The organism is Limnohabitans sp. MORI2, from assembly GCF_027925025.1.
GTDB lineage: Bacteria > Pseudomonadota > Gammaproteobacteria > Burkholderiales > Burkholderiaceae_C > Limnohabitans.
Genome location: NZ_AP027058.1, coordinates 2,356,916 through 2,371,136 on the forward strand (window position 1 = coordinate 2,356,916; position 14,221 = coordinate 2,371,136).

Below are 14,221 nucleotides of genomic sequence, written 5' to 3' on the forward strand. Positions count from 1 at the left end.
CCGCTCTGTTATGCCAATGTGACACGCGCAAATTTGCGCTTGCCCACTTGCACCACAAACGTTCCGGCATCGAGCTTCAAGCCTTTGTCGCTGACCACACTCGAATCCACGCGCACACCACCGCCGTCGATCAAACGGTTGGCTTCACTGGTGGAAGGGGCCAAGCCAGCAGACTTGAGCAATGCACCAATACCCATCGGTGCGCCGCTGAGCGACACCTCTGGAATTTCGTCAGGCACACCGCCTTTGCTGCGGTTATTGAAGTCTTGTTCCGCCGCTTCTGCCGCTGCTGCACCGTGGAAGCGTGCGGTGATTTCTTTGGCCAAGGCCACCTTGGCGTCTTTGGGGTTGCGACCGCCTTCGACTTCTTTTTTCAACGCTTCAATCTCTGCCATCGATTTGAACGACAGCAAGGTGTACCAGCGCCACATGAGCACATCAGAGATCGACAACACCTTGGCAAACATGGTGTTGGGCTCTTCGCTGATGCCGATGTAGTTGTTCTTGGACTTGGACATTTTTTCAACGCCATCCAAACCTTCAAGCAAAGGCATGGTCAAAATGCATTGCGCTTCTTGGCCGTACTCAGCCTGCAAGTGGCGACCCATGAGCAAGTTGAATTTTTGGTCCGTACCGCCCAGTTCCAGATCAGACTTCAAAGCCACCGAGTCGTAGCCCTGCATGAGCGGATACAAAAACTCGTGCACGCTGATGGGCGTGTTGGCGTGGAAGCGATCATGGAAATCGTTGCGTTCCATCATGCGTGCTACGGTGTACTTGGACGCGAGTTGAATCATGCCCATGGAGCCCAGTGGAATGCACCACTCGCTGTTGTAGCGAATTTCAGTTTTCGCAGGGTCGAGCACCAACGAGGCTTGCTTGTAATACGTCTCCGCGTTCACCTTGATTTGCTCAGGCGTGAGCGGTGGACGTGTGCTGTTGCGGCCTGATGGGTCGCCAATCAAACTGGTGAAGTCGCCAATCAAAAAGATGACTTGATGCCCCAAGTCTTGCAACTGGCGCATTTTGTTGAGCACCACGGTGTGGCCAATGTGGATGTCGGGTGCTGTCGGATCCAAACCCAATTTGATGCGCAGCGGTTGGCCCGTCGCCTCTGAGCGCGCAAGCTTTTTCACCCATGCGTCTTCGGGAATCAGTTCTTCGCAGCCGCGTTTGGTGACAGCCAAGGCTTCGAGGACGCGATCAGTAACTGGATGGGTAGCGGAGGTATTTTGTGCAGGTGCTTGATTCATAAGGATTTTTCACCATCCAAGGTATACTCGACGGTTTGGTGTTTGGGCCTGATTTTAGAGGCTCAAACTTTGAGGCTGCGGGCTTGGCTCCACCTTTGACCAACTGCTGGAGACACCGCCTTGCAGACACTCTTTGCTTCGTGGGCCACGCGCCTACAAAACATCGCTCAACAGCACCCACGTCGCGTTTTAGCCGGCGTGGCGGTATCGCTGTCACTTTTGGGTGGTGGGGCGTTTGCGGTAGCCAGCTTGGATGCCAACAGCAACCAAACGCCCTTGCATCAAGTGCTCGAAAGCGTCAGCACTTTGTCGTTACCCAGTCTGTCCGTCGAGCAACCGTTACAACTCTTTCGCTCGGATGTCACACGCTCGAACGACACAGCAGACAGCTTGCTCTCGCGCCTCGGCCTGAGTGACGCCGAAGCTGCCACTTACCTTCGCAACACCCGCACCGCACGTCAACAAATCTTGGGCCGTGCAGGTCGATGGGTCAACGTCGAAGGCGATGCGCAGCACCGCTTCACCCGCATGACCGCACGCTGGGCCAACGACGATGGTGAAAACTTCAGCCGCTGGGTGATGGAACGCACCGCCGAGGGCTTTGTGGAACGTTTGGAAACCGACCGTTTGAATGTCACCACACGCATGGGCAATGGCACGATTCAAAGCTCATTGTTTGCCGCCACCGATGACGCCAACATCCCAGACAGCGTGGCCAGCCAATTGGCGGACATCTTTGCGGGGGACATCGACTTCCACCGCGCCCTGCGCAAGGGCGACCGCTTTGCCGTGGTCTACGAGTCACTCGAAGCCGATGGCGAAGTGCTGCGCTCGGGGCGCGTTCTCTCTGCCGAGTTTGTGAACAACGGCAAAACCCATCAAGCGTTTTGGTTCAAAGAAGCCAATGCCAAAGATGGCGGCTACTACAACGCCGATGGCATCAGCCTGCGACGTGCTTACTTGGCCTCACCCCTCGCGTTTTCGCGCGTGACGAGCGGCTTCAAAATGCGCTTTCATCCCATCTTGCAAACATGGCGTGCGCACTTGGGCGTGGACTACGCGGCCCCCACAGGCACCCCCGTGCGCAGTGTGGGCCAAGGCATCGTCGATGTTGCTGGCACACAAGGTGGTTTTGGCAATGTGGTGATGGTCAAACATGCCAGCGGACAAACGACGGTTTATGCGCATTTGAGCCGTATCAACGTCAAGCGCGGTCAATCGGTCATGCAAGGTCAAACCCTTGGCTTGGTTGGTTCTACCGGCTGGGCCACAGGTCCTCACTTGCACTTTGAATTCCGTGTCAACGGTCAACACAAAGACCCGATCACCATGGCGCGTCAAAGTGTGGCAGTGGAAGTGTCAGCAGCAGCGCGTGAGCAATTCAAACGACACGCGGCCATCGCCCAAGTTGAGCTTGCTGCTGCAGCCAGCGGTCAACTCAGCAGCGCTGAATAAATGCCTACTTCATCGTCTTCGCATTTCATCGGCCTGATGTCGGGCACCTCGCTGGATGGCGTCGATGGCGTGCTGGTCAATTTCGAAGGCGATCGCCCTCACGTCTTGGCGCATCACGCCACGCCTTTTGCACCAGCGCTCAAGCAAGAGTTGCTGGCACTCAACACCCCGTCTGACAACGAACTACACCGTGCCGCACTCGCTGCCAATGGTCTTGTGCAGGTTTACGCGCAGACGGTTCAGGCCTTGCTGGCAGATACAAACACATCCCCTAACGATGTGTGCGCCATGGGTGCCCACGGCCAAACCGTCCGCCATCAACCGGGCGCGTTTGACGGCACGGGCTACACACTTCAACTCAACAACCCTGCACTCCTAGCAGAACTCACCAAGATTGATGTGGTGGCCGATTTCCGCAGCCGCGATGTCGCGGCAGGCGGCCAAGGTGCACCGCTGGTACCGGTATTTCACCAAGGCATCTTTGGTCAAGCGGGTCGCACTGTGGGTGTGTTGAACATCGGCGGCATCGCCAACCTTAGCGTGCTTCACGCCGATGGCGATGTGTTGGGTTTTGACTGCGGCCCCGGCAATGCGCTGCTTGATCACTGGTGCCAAGCGCACACAGGCTACGCCTTTGACAACGATGGTGCCTGGGGCGCCAGCGGCACGGTGATTCAGCCTTTGTTGCAAGCCATGTTGGCTGCACCTTTTCTGCACCAAGCGCCGCCCAAAAGCACTGGGCGCGATTTTTTTCACCCCACATGGCTCGCCCACCACCTCAGCGGTTATGCCCATGCCAACGCTGCAGATGTGCAAGCCACCCTCACCGAGTTCACGGCACGTGCGTGCGTGAACGATGTGTTGCGCCATGCAGCACAAGCCTCTGAACTCATTGTTTGCGGAGGTGGCGCATTGAATGGTTTGCTCATGCAACGCTTGCAAGCAGGTTTGCCACAAGTACGCGTGTTGTCTTCTGCCGAACGCGGCATGCCGCCGCTGCAAGTGGAGGCTGCTGCCTTTGCTTGGCTTGCCCGTCAAACCGTGCTCGGCCTGCCTGGCAACCTACCAAAAGTAACGGGCGCCAAAGGCGCCCGCGTACTGGGTGGAATTTATAAGGCTTAAACCGAGAACGATGAACCGCAACCGCATGTGGTTGTAGCGTTGGGGTTCTTGATGACGAACTGAGCGCCTTGCAAGTCTTCCTTGTAGTCAATCTCAGCGCCCACCAAGTATTGGTAGCTCATCGCGTCGACCAACAAAGACACGCCGTTTTTGTTGATGGTGGTGTCGTCTTCGTTGACGATTTCATCGAATGTGAAACCGTATTGAAAACCTGAGCAACCGCCACCTTGCACGAACACGCGCAGCTTCAAATCGGGATTGCCTTCTTCTGCAATCAGGTCCGCCACCTTAGCTGCCGCGCTATCGGTGAAGACGAAAGGGGATGGCATTTCTGTTGGTACGGTTTCAGCAACTGCGCTCATGGGAGGACTCCTAATTCAATGGCTAAAAGTATAGCGCTTTAGTCGGAAATGGCACTGCGCCGGCCTTTAGAAACGCTGTTGACGATGTGGGCATTGGCGCGAATGACACACACAACAAAAAAGCCGCAAGGGCGAACCCATGCGGCTTTTGGCAAAACAGGAAGCGGATTAACGCTTGCTGAACTGCTTGCGGCGGCGAGCAGAGTGCAAGCCAACCTTTTTACGTTCGACTTCACGAGCATCGCGAGTCACGTAACCGGCTTGTGACAGAGCAGACTTGAGGCCTGCATCGTAGTCAATCAAAGCACGAGTGATACCGTGACGCACAGCACCTGCTTGGCCAGATTCGCCACCGCCGTGCACGTTGACTTGGATGTCAAATGCTTCAACGTTGCCGGTCAAAACCAGAGGTTGCTTCGAAATCATGATCGAGGTTTGACGGCCGAAGTAAGCGGCGATGTCTTTACCGTTGATCGTGATTTTGCCGGAGCCTTTTTTCAAGAACACGCGAGCGACGCTTGATTTGCGACGGCCGGTGCCGTTATTCCATTCACCAATCATGTCAGCTCCTTAGATGTCCAGCACTTTAGGCTGTTGTGCGGTGTGTGGGTGCTCTGCACCACCGTACACCTTGAGCTTTTTGATCATGGCGTAACCGAGTGGACCTTTAGGCAACATGCCCTTGACAGCCTTCTCGATGGCGCGGCCAGGGTGCTTGGCTTGCAGATCGCGGAAATTTGTTGCAGTGATACCGCCGGGATAGCCCGAGTGACGGTAGTACACCTTGTCCAAAGACTTGGTACCAGTGACCTTGATCTTGGAAGCGTTGATGATGACGATGAAGTCACCTGTATCGACGTGGGGTGTGTAAATGGCTTTGTGTTTGCCGCGCAAACGGAGAGCAACTTCGCTGGCTACTCGTCCGAGCACCTTATCGGTGGCGTCAATCACAAACCACTCATGCACCACGTCAGCGGGTTTTGCGCTGAATGTAGACATAGTTAAATCCTAAAAGGAGAGTTGGTTTGTAGGGTCCTTTTCCACGGTCGGCGTTCTTCTGTTGAGAACCTCTTAGGTGGGATGTGCCTTTTTCAAAGCCTCTGCCGCGGGACCACTCAAACGCTGCATAGCCAAAGATTATAAGCAAAATCAAGCACTTGCGCAAATTTGGCCAAAACAAGGTGATTTGGCGGGTTACCATCCCGCTTATGTTCAGTTATCGCCACGCCTTTCACGCCGGAAATCACGCCGACGTCCTCAAACACCTCACTTTGATTGCCACTTTGAAGCATTTGATGCACAAAGACGCGGGCATTCAGTTTGTGGACACGCATGCGGGCGCAGGCCTGTACCGTTTGGACGGCGACTATGCTGAAAAAAGTGGCGAAGCCGCCGAAGGCATTTTGAAGGTCTTGAACCTCAAAGGCCCCGCCGCCCTGACCGATTACCTAGACATGGTGGCCAGTTTCAACGCCAAAGGCAGCCACAAGATTTACCCAGGCTCGCCGTTCATCATCCACAAGCTGCTGCGCCACGAAGCGCGCGACCGCTTAAAGTTGTTCGAGCTGCACCCCACCGACCACAAATCGCTCTCGGGCAATGTGCAGCAGCTCGAAGCGGGCCGAACAGTCAGCGTGGCTCGTGCAGATGGCTTTGAGTCACTCAAGGCTTTGTTGCCGCCTCCCGTGTCAAGCACAGGCTCTCGCCGCACCTGTGTGTTGATTGACCCGAGCTACGAAATCAAGAACGACTACTACCGCGTGATCGATTGCATCCAAGACAGCTTGAAGCGCTTTGCCACCGGCACTTACATCGTCTGGTACCCCATCGTCCCGCGCCCTGAAGCACACGATTTGCCTCGCAAACTCAAAGGCTTGTGCAGCCAAGTCAAAAAACCATGGATGCACGCCACTTTGGCGATTGGCCGCGAAACGGGTAGCAAAGATGCGGGCCTGAGCGCCAGCGGCATGTTCATCGTCAACCCGCCGTTCACCCTCAAGCCCTTGCTTAACGAAGCTTTGCCTGTGGTGGAAGAAGCTTTGGCACGTGGACCCGGTCGCGGGTGGGTGGTGGAATCGGGTGGTTAATTCGATGCTTTCAAATGCATGGAAAAAGGCCTCGCACTGCGAGGCCTTTTTGCTTGAAGATGCTAATGCTTAGAAGCGGTAGCCGACACCGACACCCACCACGACGGGGTCGAGCTTGAGGTCACCGTGCTCCACGCCACCCACATAGACCTTGCTCTTGAGATAAATCTTTTTCACATCAAAGTTAAAAGACACTTGCTTGGTCAAAGGCACATCAACACCCACTTGAAGTGCAGCACCAACACTTTTATCGCTCAGAGTGACGTTGTTAGTACCGCCAGCTGCGCTGATTTTTTCAGCTGAAATCTGCGTGAAGTTCAAGCCAGCACCCACGTATGGTTTGTAACCATTGAGGTCTGTAAAGTGGTACTGAGCCGTCAAAGTTGGCGGCAGATGTTTGAACGTTCCCAAGTCGCTACCGTTAGAGTACACATGCTGCTGTTGTGGCACAGTCAAAATCAGCTCGGCCGCTACGTTTTTATTGAAAAAATAGCTCACATCCACTTCTGGAATGGTCTTGTCATTCACAGAGAGGCCCAAGCCCAGACCTGTCGCATCGTTATTCGCCATATTCAAATTCACGGCACGTGCGCGAACCAACCAAGGGCTTTCTTGAGCGGCAACCTGACCAGCAACCAACATGCCCAAAGCGGCGGCGATAAGAACTTTTTTCATTTTTTGCTTCCTTAAACTCGGGTCTATTCCCGTGCTGTTGATTTCACAGCGAGGAAGGAAGCAAGACATTGACTCCGGTCAAACCCTTGCAAAAAGGTGTTTGATGAAGATCAAACGATCACTTGTCAGCTCATCAACCCTAGGTTCTGACAAATGGATAAAGTCGCCGCACTTTGGTTCATGCTGTAGAAGTGCAAACCCGGCGCACCGCCCGCACGCAGCTGCTCGCACAAGTCGGTCACCACCTCTAAGCCAAACGCTTTGATGGAAGCGATGTCGTCGCCGTAGCCTTGCAAGCGCAAGCGAATCCAACGTGGGATCTCAGCACCACACGCATCTGAAAAGCGCAGCAACTGCGAAGAACTGGTGATAGGCATGATGCCCGGAATGATGGGAGCCTCAACACCCAGTTTGTCAGCATCTTCTACAAAACGGAAATACGCATCGCTGTTGTAAAAGTATTGCGTGATGGCCGAATCCGCGCCCGCCTTCACCTTGGTGGCAAAGGCTTGCAAGTCCGCTTCTGCCGATTTGGCTTGGGGGTGAATCTCGGGATAGGCAGCCACTTCAATGCTGAAGTCATCGCCCGTCTCAGCTCTGATGAACGCCACCAAATCGCTGGCGTATTGAAACTCACCGCCCGCGCCATAGCCACTGGGCAAATCGCCACGCAAAGCCACCAAACGCTTGACGCCCATGGCTTTGAACTCGGCCAGTTGCTGACGCACGCTCTCACGCGTAGCGCCAATGCAAGAAAAATGTGACGCGGCAGACATGCCTTCGCTCAAAATTTCTTTCAACGTTGAGATGGTGCCCGCTTGCGTGGAGCCGCCCGCACCGTAAGTGACCGAGCAAAACTGTGGCTTGAGTGGGTACAGCGCTTGACGCACCGCGCGCAACTTCTCTGCACCCTCTGGCGTCTTGGGTGGAAAAAATTCAATGCTCAAGCTGCTGTTCGCGTTCATATCCGTCTCACTTGTTGGCGCGTCATGGACGACGCGCACCAATCCAAAATTCGTTGTTGCCATCGCCCCCGGCGATGGCGCTGGGCCAGTAGCCCAACACGTTCAAATCTAACTCAGCACAGGCCTGGCGCAAGCGCGCTTCAACCTGCACATAACTGGCTTTGTCTTTGACCAAGCCGCCCTTACCAATGTCGCTGGGCTGCAATTCAAACTGCGGCTTGACCAACATCAGCAACGCGCCGCCCCTTTTCAACAAAGGCAGCAACGCAGGCAACACCAAGGTGAGCGAGATAAACGACAAATCGCCCACCACCAAATCAAATCCTTGATGTGCATCTGGCACGCGCGCATCATTTGCTTCTAGCTCGCGGGCGTTGATGCGTTCCACACACACCACGCGTGCATCCTCACGCAAGCGTGGATGCAACTGGCCATGTCCCACATCTAGACCCACCACTTGTGCAGCACCTTGTTGCAACAAGCAGTCGGTGAAGCCACCGGTGCTTTGCCCCACATCGAGGCAACGCAAACCCAGGGCAGACAAGCCACTGCTTTGCAAAGCGCCTTCGAGCTTTAAACCACCACGAGACACATAGCGAGCTTCAGCGTTGTCTAGCAAACGCACTTCACATGGCAGTGGCAACTCGTCACCATTTTTGACCACGCGTTGCCACAGCTTGGCGCCCAAGCGCCATTCAACACCCGAGGCGATCAACCGCTGCGCTTGAGAGCGCGACGCAGCCAAACCTCGTTCAACAAGGAGTTGATCTGCACGCATCGAATGGAGAATGGGTTTGTCGCGTTGCGAGTGCCCCGAGAACGGGGCACGCCACACATCAATAGCGGTAAGTGTCGGGCTTGTAAGGGCCAACCTTCGGCACGCCGATATAAGCAGCTTGCTCGTCGGTCAACTCAGTCAACATGGCGCCGACTTTCTTCAAGTGCAAACGCGCCACTTTTTCATCGAGGTGCTTAGGCAACACATAAACCTTGCCCACGTCGTAAGCGTCTTTGTGTGCGAACAATTCGATTTGCGCAATCGTCTGGTTGGCAAACGAAGACGACATCACAAAGCTGGGGTGGCCTGTGCCGCAGCCCAAGTTCACCAAGCGGCCTTTAGCCAACAAGATAATGCGCTTGCCGTCTGGGAAGATGACGTGATCCACTTGTGGTTTGATCTCTTCCCACTTGCACTTCTCTTCCAACTTGGCAACTTGGATTTCGTTGTCGAAGTGACCGATGTTGCAAACGATGGATTGGTCTTTCATTGCAGCCATGTGTTCGTACGTGATGACGTCACGGTTGCCTGTGGTGGTCACGAAGATATCTGCTTTGTCAGCAGCGTATTCCATGGTCACCACTTTGTAGCCTTCCATGGCGGCTTGCAAGGCGTTGATCGGGTCAATCTCAGTCACCCACACTTGGGCGCTCAAAGCGCGCAAGGCTTGGGCAGAACCTTTACCCACATCGCCGTAGCCTGCGACCACGGCTACTTTGCCAGCGATCATCACGTCGGTTGCGCGCTTGATGCCGTCCACCAAGGACTCGCGGCAGCCGTACAGGTTGTCAAACTTGCTCTTGGTCACGGAGTCGTTCACGTTGATCGCACGGAACATCAAAGTGCCTTTGGCCGACATCTCTTTCAAACGATGCACGCCGGTCGTGGTCTCTTCAGTCACGCCGATGATTTCAGCGCTCTTGCGGCTGTACCAAGTTGGGTCTTGCGCGAGCTTGGCTTTGATCGAGTTGAACAAGCAAGTTTCTTCTTCGCTGCTGGGGTTGGCGATGACGGATGCGTCTTTTTCAGCACGCTTGCCCAAGTGCATCAACAACGTGGCGTCGCCACCGTCGTCCAAGATCATGTTGGGGCCTTCGCCAGGTGTGCCTTTCGCACCGAAGTCAAAAATGCGGTGGGTGTAGTCCCAGTACTCTTCCAAGGTCTCGCCTTTGGTGGCGAACACGGGAATGCCTGCTTCGGCAATCGCAGCAGCGGCATGGTCTTGGGTCGAGAAGATGTTGCAAGACGCCCAGCGCACATCAGCACCCAAAGCCTTCAAGGTTTCGATCAACACAGCCGTTTGAATGGTCATGTGCAAAGAACCGGTCACGCGAGCACCTTTCAATGGTTGTGACTTGGCGAACTCTTCGCGGATAGCCATCAAACCGGGCATTTCGGTTTCGGCAATTTTGATTTCTTTGCGGCCCCAAGCGGCCAAAGACATGTCGGCCACGATGTAATCGGCGGCGGCGTTGGTTTTAAGAACAGCGTTCATTTGTGAGACTCCAAAAGTTGGCAAAGCCACTAGCAACGCGCGGTCAGCGTCATCTGGGAGTCCGAAGAATTCTTCGAGGAGCTCACCTCACGTTGACTAGTGGGTGAGCGCGGTTGGCAGTCCGAGCCTCACCTGTGAAACCAGCCCCTTGCGGGCCGACAGGCTGCAGCGCTCCTCGGAATGCCAACATTTTAGCGCAAGCAAAGCAATTTCCTTAAAAATAGTCATTAAGCATTAACATTGGATGATGCATGTCAATCGCCGAACCCATATTTTCATCAAACGCTCGCTACCGCCACAACTGCGCAGCATGCGAGATGTTTTCTTTGCGTCGTTCACGATCTCCGCCATCATCGGCTTGGTGAGCATCGCCGTTTGGCTCTACTGGATGGGCAACATGCGCAGTGCAAACTCGGCCATGGTGGCATCCTTTTTAGTGGCGGCATCCATGGCGGTTTGGCGTTATGGCGGCGGCGTCAAATCAGGGGTGGTGTTGTACCAAGTCACCTTGATGGGGGTTGTGCTATACAACGCTGCCATCACAGGAGGTGTCACGTCCCCCGTGCTCACATGGCTGGCCATCATCCCGCTTCTACCCTTATTTACAGCATCACGCACATGGGCCCAAGCATCGATGCTTGCATCCATGCTCGGCGTGTTGGGGCTATACCTTGCGCAAACGCGAGGTTTGTTGCCAGCCTTGGAAGTGCAATTTGCGCTTCAATCGGTGGGTGATTCAGGCATCGGTCAAGACGCCTCATGGCAAAGCATGTCGTTTGCCGCAGGCATGTTTTCACTCATGTTGTTTGCACAAATGGTGCTCGTGCAAACGTACGACACAGCCAACGAGCAGTACCTCCGACGCTTGCGCCAATCCAATAAGCGACTAGAGACGCTCTCCGCCAATTTGAAGCTCGCCAACGCGCACAAAGATCAATTCTTAGCCATGGTGAGTCACGAAATGCGGACACCGCTCAATGCAGTGATGGGATATTTGGGACTTTTGTCCACAGACACCCAACTACCGCAAACAGCAGGCCAATATGTGCAAGGCGCACGCAACTCAGCATCACATTTGGTCACCGTCATCAATGACTTGTTGGACTTTTCACAAATCCAACAAGGCAAGTTGGTGCTTAGTCCACAAGCCGTCAATCTTCGTGAGATGCTGACGCGCACACACCAGACATTGGCCCCACGCGCCAATGAACAAGGTTTGGACTACCCGCTGATCTTGGAGGACTCTCTTCCTCACTGGGCTTCGATTGATCCGCACCGACTGGCGCAAATCATCATCAACCTCTTGGGCAATGCATTGAAATTCACCACAGGTGGCGAAGTGCGCATGCGGGTCAGTTTCAAACGAGATACGCCAGAGAGCCGGCACGGTCAATTAAGCATCAGCGTCGAAGACACAGGCGCAGGCATTGCCCCCGAATCGCTGGACGCGATCTTTAAACCCTTTGTTCAACTCAAAGTGAGCGACCACGACTTGAAGGCTGGCAATGCATTGCACGGCAATGGTCTCGGCCTCGCCATCACACGCAGCTTGGTGCAAAGTCACAAAGGCACCATTGGGGTTACCAGCCAACTGGGCGTTGGCAGCACATTCACCGTATCACTGCCCATTGAAGAGGTCGCACCGCCAGCCAACCGAATCACAACAGATGCGGTAATTCATGATGTGCCGCTTGACTTGCTCGTGGTCGACGACCACCTCACCAACCGATTGGTGGCTAGCGCCAGCATCAAGCGCAGCCTACCCAAAGCCAATATTGACCAAGCGATCAACGGCACCGAAGCCTTAGAAAAAATGCGTGAGCATCGCTATGACTTGGTACTCATGGACCTCATCATGCCGGACATCTCGGGCACAGAAGTGGTTCGCCGCATTCGCAACGATCCAAGCCATCCGCATCCAGATGTTCCCGTCATTGCCTTGACCGCCAACGTAGCCGAAGAAGCAGTCAATGAATGCATGTCCTTAGGCTTCAAAGACGTGCTACCCAAACCGTTTGACAAAGAGGTGCTGATCCAAGCCATCCTCACTCACGCGCTCAAGGAGGACGCGCAACCTACGGCGCTATGATTCTGGCCTTGCGCTCCATTTTTAAGCGCCTTTTTCTTGCCTATCCATGAGCTCCTTTCTGAACGAAGTGCGCCGTCGCCGCACCTTTGCCATCATTTCTCACCCCGACGCGGGTAAAACCACACTGACCGAAAAGCTGTTGCTGTTCTCGGGTGCGATTCAAATCGCGGGCGCTGTGAAAGGCCGCAAAGCCAGCCGTCACGCCACGTCCGACTGGATGGAGATTGAAAAGCAACGCGGCATTTCGGTCGCCTCGTCTGTGATGCAGATGCTCTATCGCGAGCACGTCATCAACCTGCTCGACACACCTGGTCACAAAGACTTCTCGGAAGACACCTACCGCGTGCTCACCGCCGTGGACTCGGCCTTGATGGTGATTGATGCGGCCAACGGTGTTGAAGCGCAAACCCGTCGCTTGATTGAGGTGTGCCGTCAGCGCGACACGCCCATCATCACATTCGTCAACAAGATGGACCGCGAAGTACGCGACCCACTCGACATCCTTGACGAAGTCGAACGCGAACTCGGTATGCCTTGCGTGCCCATGACTTGGCCTGTGGGTCAAGGCAAGTTGTTCGGCGGCATCATCAACTTGCGCACGCAAGCCATGACCGTGTTTGACTCGGGCTCCGAGCGTTTGCCACAAGACTTCGAAACCCACCCCCTCACCGAGCAAGCCCAACTGGCTGAGCGCTTCGGTTTGGAATGGTCCACCGCCATGGAAAACATGGAGCTGGCCACAGGCGCATCGCCCAAGTTCGACAAAGATGCCTTCTTGGCCGGCAAACAAACCCCCGTGTTCTTCGGCTCGGGTGTGAATAACTTTGGTGTCATGGAAGTGCTCGACGCCTTGGTCGACCTCTCCCCATCGCCTCGCCCGCGCTTGAGCCACTTGGTGGTCAACAAACAAGCAGTAGAGAAAACCATTCAGCCCGAAGACGAAGGCTTCGCAGGCGTGGTGTTCAAAGTACAAGCCAATATGGACGCCAACCACCGCGACCGCATCGCGTTTGTGCGCGTGGCCTCGGGCAAGTTCACACCCGGCATGAAACTCAAAGTGCAACGCACCGCCAAAGAACTGCGCCCCACCAGCGTGGTGACCTTCATGTCGCAGCGCCGTGAAGCGGTGGAAGAAGCCTATGCCGGCGACATCATCGGCTTCACCACCCACGGCGGCGTGCAGTTGGGTGACACCATCACCGACGGGCCCGCTTTGCAATTCACAGGCCTGCCATTCTTCGCGCCTGAACTTTTCATGACGGTGATTTTGAAAAACCCACTGCGTACCAAGCAACTGCAACAGGGCTTGGACCAATTGGGTGAAGAAGGCGCGATTCAGGTGTTCAAACCCGAAGCCGGCGGCGCAATGCTCTTAGGCGCGGTGGGCCAGTTGCAGTTTGAAGTGGTGCAACACCGCTTGAAAGCCGAATACGACTGCGACGTGAAGCTAGAAAGCTGCCAGTACACCGGTGCACGTTGGATCACGGCGGACACACCTGCGGAGCTGCGCGAATTCACCAACGCGTATCCGCAGCGCATGGCTTTGGATGCGGCCAATACCTTGGCGTATTTGTGCACATCGCCTTATGACGTGCGGTTGGCGCAGGAACGGTTTCCGAAGATTCATTTCCATCCTTTGCGTGAGCACGCTGGACTTGCGCTTTCTACAGCGGGTTGATTCTTTACTTTTGTAGTGAAGAGAGGCTCAGTGGCATTGCCCTAGGCTCCTCTTCGCTGCGCTCAGAATGTCGCTACGGGCAACACCACTGAGCCTCTCTTCGCGTTGGCACGCATCAGATTCGGATACAGACACAACTGCCGACTGCACACAAAAACATAGGCACTCAGAGCATCACTCATACGCACATTGAGATGAGCGAAATTTCCGCGCATGCAAACAAGTGCTGCGGGATAAGCCGTAGCGACATTCTGAGCGCAGC

General features: G+C 55.0%; 13 protein-coding genes and 1 riboswitch. Of the genes, 5 read left to right on the forward strand and 8 right to left on the reverse strand.

Features of this window, described 5'->3' with window-relative positions:
* Positions 1-8: 8 nt before the first annotated feature.
* Complete coding sequence (tyrS, locus tag QMG27_RS11325) at positions 9-1,253, reverse strand: tyrosine--tRNA ligase (protein ID WP_281811389.1); 1,245 nt, start codon at positions 1,251-1,253, stop codon at positions 9-11.
* Positions 1,254-1,373: 120 nt separating this feature from the next.
* On the opposite strand from tyrS, the gene QMG27_RS11330 reads away from it, so the two are divergent.
* Together QMG27_RS11330 and QMG27_RS11335 are read left to right on the forward strand one after the other, a co-directional pair.
* Positions 1,374-2,708 (forward strand): M23 family metallopeptidase, encoded by a 1,335-nt coding sequence (locus tag QMG27_RS11330; protein ID WP_281811391.1) that lies wholly within the window; start codon positions 1,374-1,376, stop codon positions 2,706-2,708.
* Positions 2,709-3,830 (forward strand): anhydro-N-acetylmuramic acid kinase, encoded by a 1,122-nt coding sequence (locus tag QMG27_RS11335; protein ID WP_281811393.1) that lies wholly within the window; start codon positions 2,709-2,711, stop codon positions 3,828-3,830. It abuts the gene before it with no gap.
* Here the strand turns inward: QMG27_RS11335 and erpA are convergent.
* From erpA to rplM, 3 genes are all read right to left on the reverse strand, one after another.
* Complete coding sequence (gene erpA / locus QMG27_RS11340) at positions 3,827-4,192, reverse strand: iron-sulfur cluster insertion protein ErpA (protein WP_281811395.1); 366 nt, start codon at positions 4,190-4,192, stop codon at positions 3,827-3,829. The genes QMG27_RS11335 and erpA overlap by 4 nt on opposite strands.
* Before the next feature lie 168 nt (positions 4,193-4,360).
* The gene (gene rpsI / locus QMG27_RS11345; RefSeq protein WP_281811397.1) at positions 4,361-4,753 is read right to left on the reverse strand and encodes a 30S ribosomal protein S9; all 393 of its coding nucleotides are present in this window, start codon (positions 4,751-4,753) and stop codon (positions 4,361-4,363) included.
* Positions 4,754-4,762: 9 nt separating this feature from the next.
* Positions 4,763-5,191, reverse strand: a complete 429-nt coding sequence (gene rplM / locus QMG27_RS11350; protein ID WP_104799524.1) for a 50S ribosomal protein L13 — start codon at positions 5,189-5,191, stop codon at positions 4,763-4,765.
* 209 nt (positions 5,192-5,400) lie between these two features.
* On the opposite strand from rplM, the gene rlmJ reads away from it, so the two are divergent.
* The gene (gene rlmJ / locus QMG27_RS11355; RefSeq protein ID WP_281811399.1) at positions 5,401-6,279 is read left to right on the forward strand and encodes a 23S rRNA (adenine(2030)-N(6))-methyltransferase RlmJ; all 879 of its coding nucleotides are present in this window, start codon (positions 5,401-5,403) and stop codon (positions 6,277-6,279) included.
* Positions 6,280-6,348: 69 nt separating this feature from the next.
* On the opposite strand, the gene QMG27_RS11360 is transcribed toward rlmJ, so the two are convergent.
* From QMG27_RS11360 to ahcY, 4 genes are all read right to left on the reverse strand, one after another.
* Positions 6,349-6,954, reverse strand: coding sequence for an OmpW family outer membrane protein (locus QMG27_RS11360; RefSeq protein ID WP_281811401.1), 606 nt, complete (start codon positions 6,952-6,954; stop codon positions 6,349-6,351).
* 125 nt (positions 6,955-7,079) lie between these two features.
* Positions 7,080-7,919: a methylenetetrahydrofolate reductase [NAD(P)H] gene (gene metF / locus QMG27_RS11365; RefSeq protein ID WP_281811403.1), complete on the reverse strand. Its 840-nt coding sequence runs from the start codon at positions 7,917-7,919 to the stop codon at positions 7,080-7,082.
* A gap of 22 nt (positions 7,920-7,941) precedes the next feature.
* Positions 7,942-8,697, reverse strand: a complete 756-nt coding sequence (locus tag QMG27_RS11370; RefSeq protein WP_281811405.1) for a TlyA family RNA methyltransferase — start codon at positions 8,695-8,697, stop codon at positions 7,942-7,944.
* Between the two features lie 58 nt (positions 8,698-8,755).
* Positions 8,756-10,192, reverse strand: coding sequence for an adenosylhomocysteinase (gene ahcY / locus QMG27_RS11375; RefSeq protein ID WP_281811407.1), 1,437 nt, complete (start codon positions 10,190-10,192; stop codon positions 8,756-8,758).
* A gap of 98 nt (positions 10,193-10,290) precedes the next feature.
* Positions 10,291-10,375: riboswitch (S-adenosyl-L-homocysteine riboswitch) on the reverse strand.
* 127 nt (positions 10,376-10,502) lie between these two features.
* On the opposite strand from ahcY, the gene QMG27_RS11380 reads away from it, so the two are divergent.
* A complete protein-coding gene (locus QMG27_RS11380) occupies positions 10,503-12,281 on the forward strand; it encodes an ATP-binding protein (RefSeq protein ID WP_281811409.1) in 1,779 nt (592 codons plus the stop codon).
* A 46-nt stretch (positions 12,282-12,327) separates the two neighbouring features.
* Complete coding sequence (locus tag QMG27_RS11385) at positions 12,328-13,959, forward strand: peptide chain release factor 3 (RefSeq protein ID WP_281811411.1); 1,632 nt, start codon at positions 12,328-12,330, stop codon at positions 13,957-13,959.
* Positions 13,960-14,221 lie beyond the last annotated feature (262 nt).

Bases quoted from the DNA above. Each gene is read 5' to 3' on its own strand.
- tyrS (WP_281811389.1), bottom strand. From the start codon at position 1,253: ATGAATCAAGCACCTGCACAAAATACCTCCGCTACCCATCCAGTTACT.
- QMG27_RS11335 (WP_281811393.1), top strand. From the start codon at position 2,709: ATGCCTACTTCATCGTCTTCGCATTTCATCGGCCTGATGTCGGGCACC.
- erpA (WP_281811395.1), bottom strand. From the start codon at position 4,192: ATGAGCGCAGTTGCTGAAACCGTACCAACAGAAATGCCATCCCCTTTC.
- rpsI (WP_281811397.1), bottom strand. From the start codon at position 4,753: ATGATTGGTGAATGGAATAACGGCACCGGCCGTCGCAAATCAAGCGTC.
- rplM (WP_104799524.1), bottom strand. From the start codon at position 5,191: ATGTCTACATTCAGCGCAAAACCCGCTGACGTGGTGCATGAGTGGTTT.
- rlmJ (WP_281811399.1), top strand. From the start codon at position 5,401: ATGTTCAGTTATCGCCACGCCTTTCACGCCGGAAATCACGCCGACGTC.
- QMG27_RS11360 (WP_281811401.1), bottom strand. From the start codon at position 6,954: ATGAAAAAAGTTCTTATCGCCGCCGCTTTGGGCATGTTGGTTGCTGGT.
- metF (WP_281811403.1), bottom strand. From the start codon at position 7,919: ATGAACGCGAACAGCAGCTTGAGCATTGAATTTTTTCCACCCAAGACG.
- QMG27_RS11370 (WP_281811405.1), bottom strand. From the start codon at position 8,697: ATGCGTGCAGATCAACTCCTTGTTGAACGAGGTTTGGCTGCGTCGCGC.
- ahcY (WP_281811407.1), bottom strand. From the start codon at position 10,192: ATGAACGCTGTTCTTAAAACCAACGCCGCCGCCGATTACATCGTGGCC.
- QMG27_RS11380 (WP_281811409.1), top strand. From the start codon at position 10,503: ATGCGAGATGTTTTCTTTGCGTCGTTCACGATCTCCGCCATCATCGGC.
- QMG27_RS11385 (WP_281811411.1), top strand. From the start codon at position 12,328: ATGAGCTCCTTTCTGAACGAAGTGCGCCGTCGCCGCACCTTTGCCATC.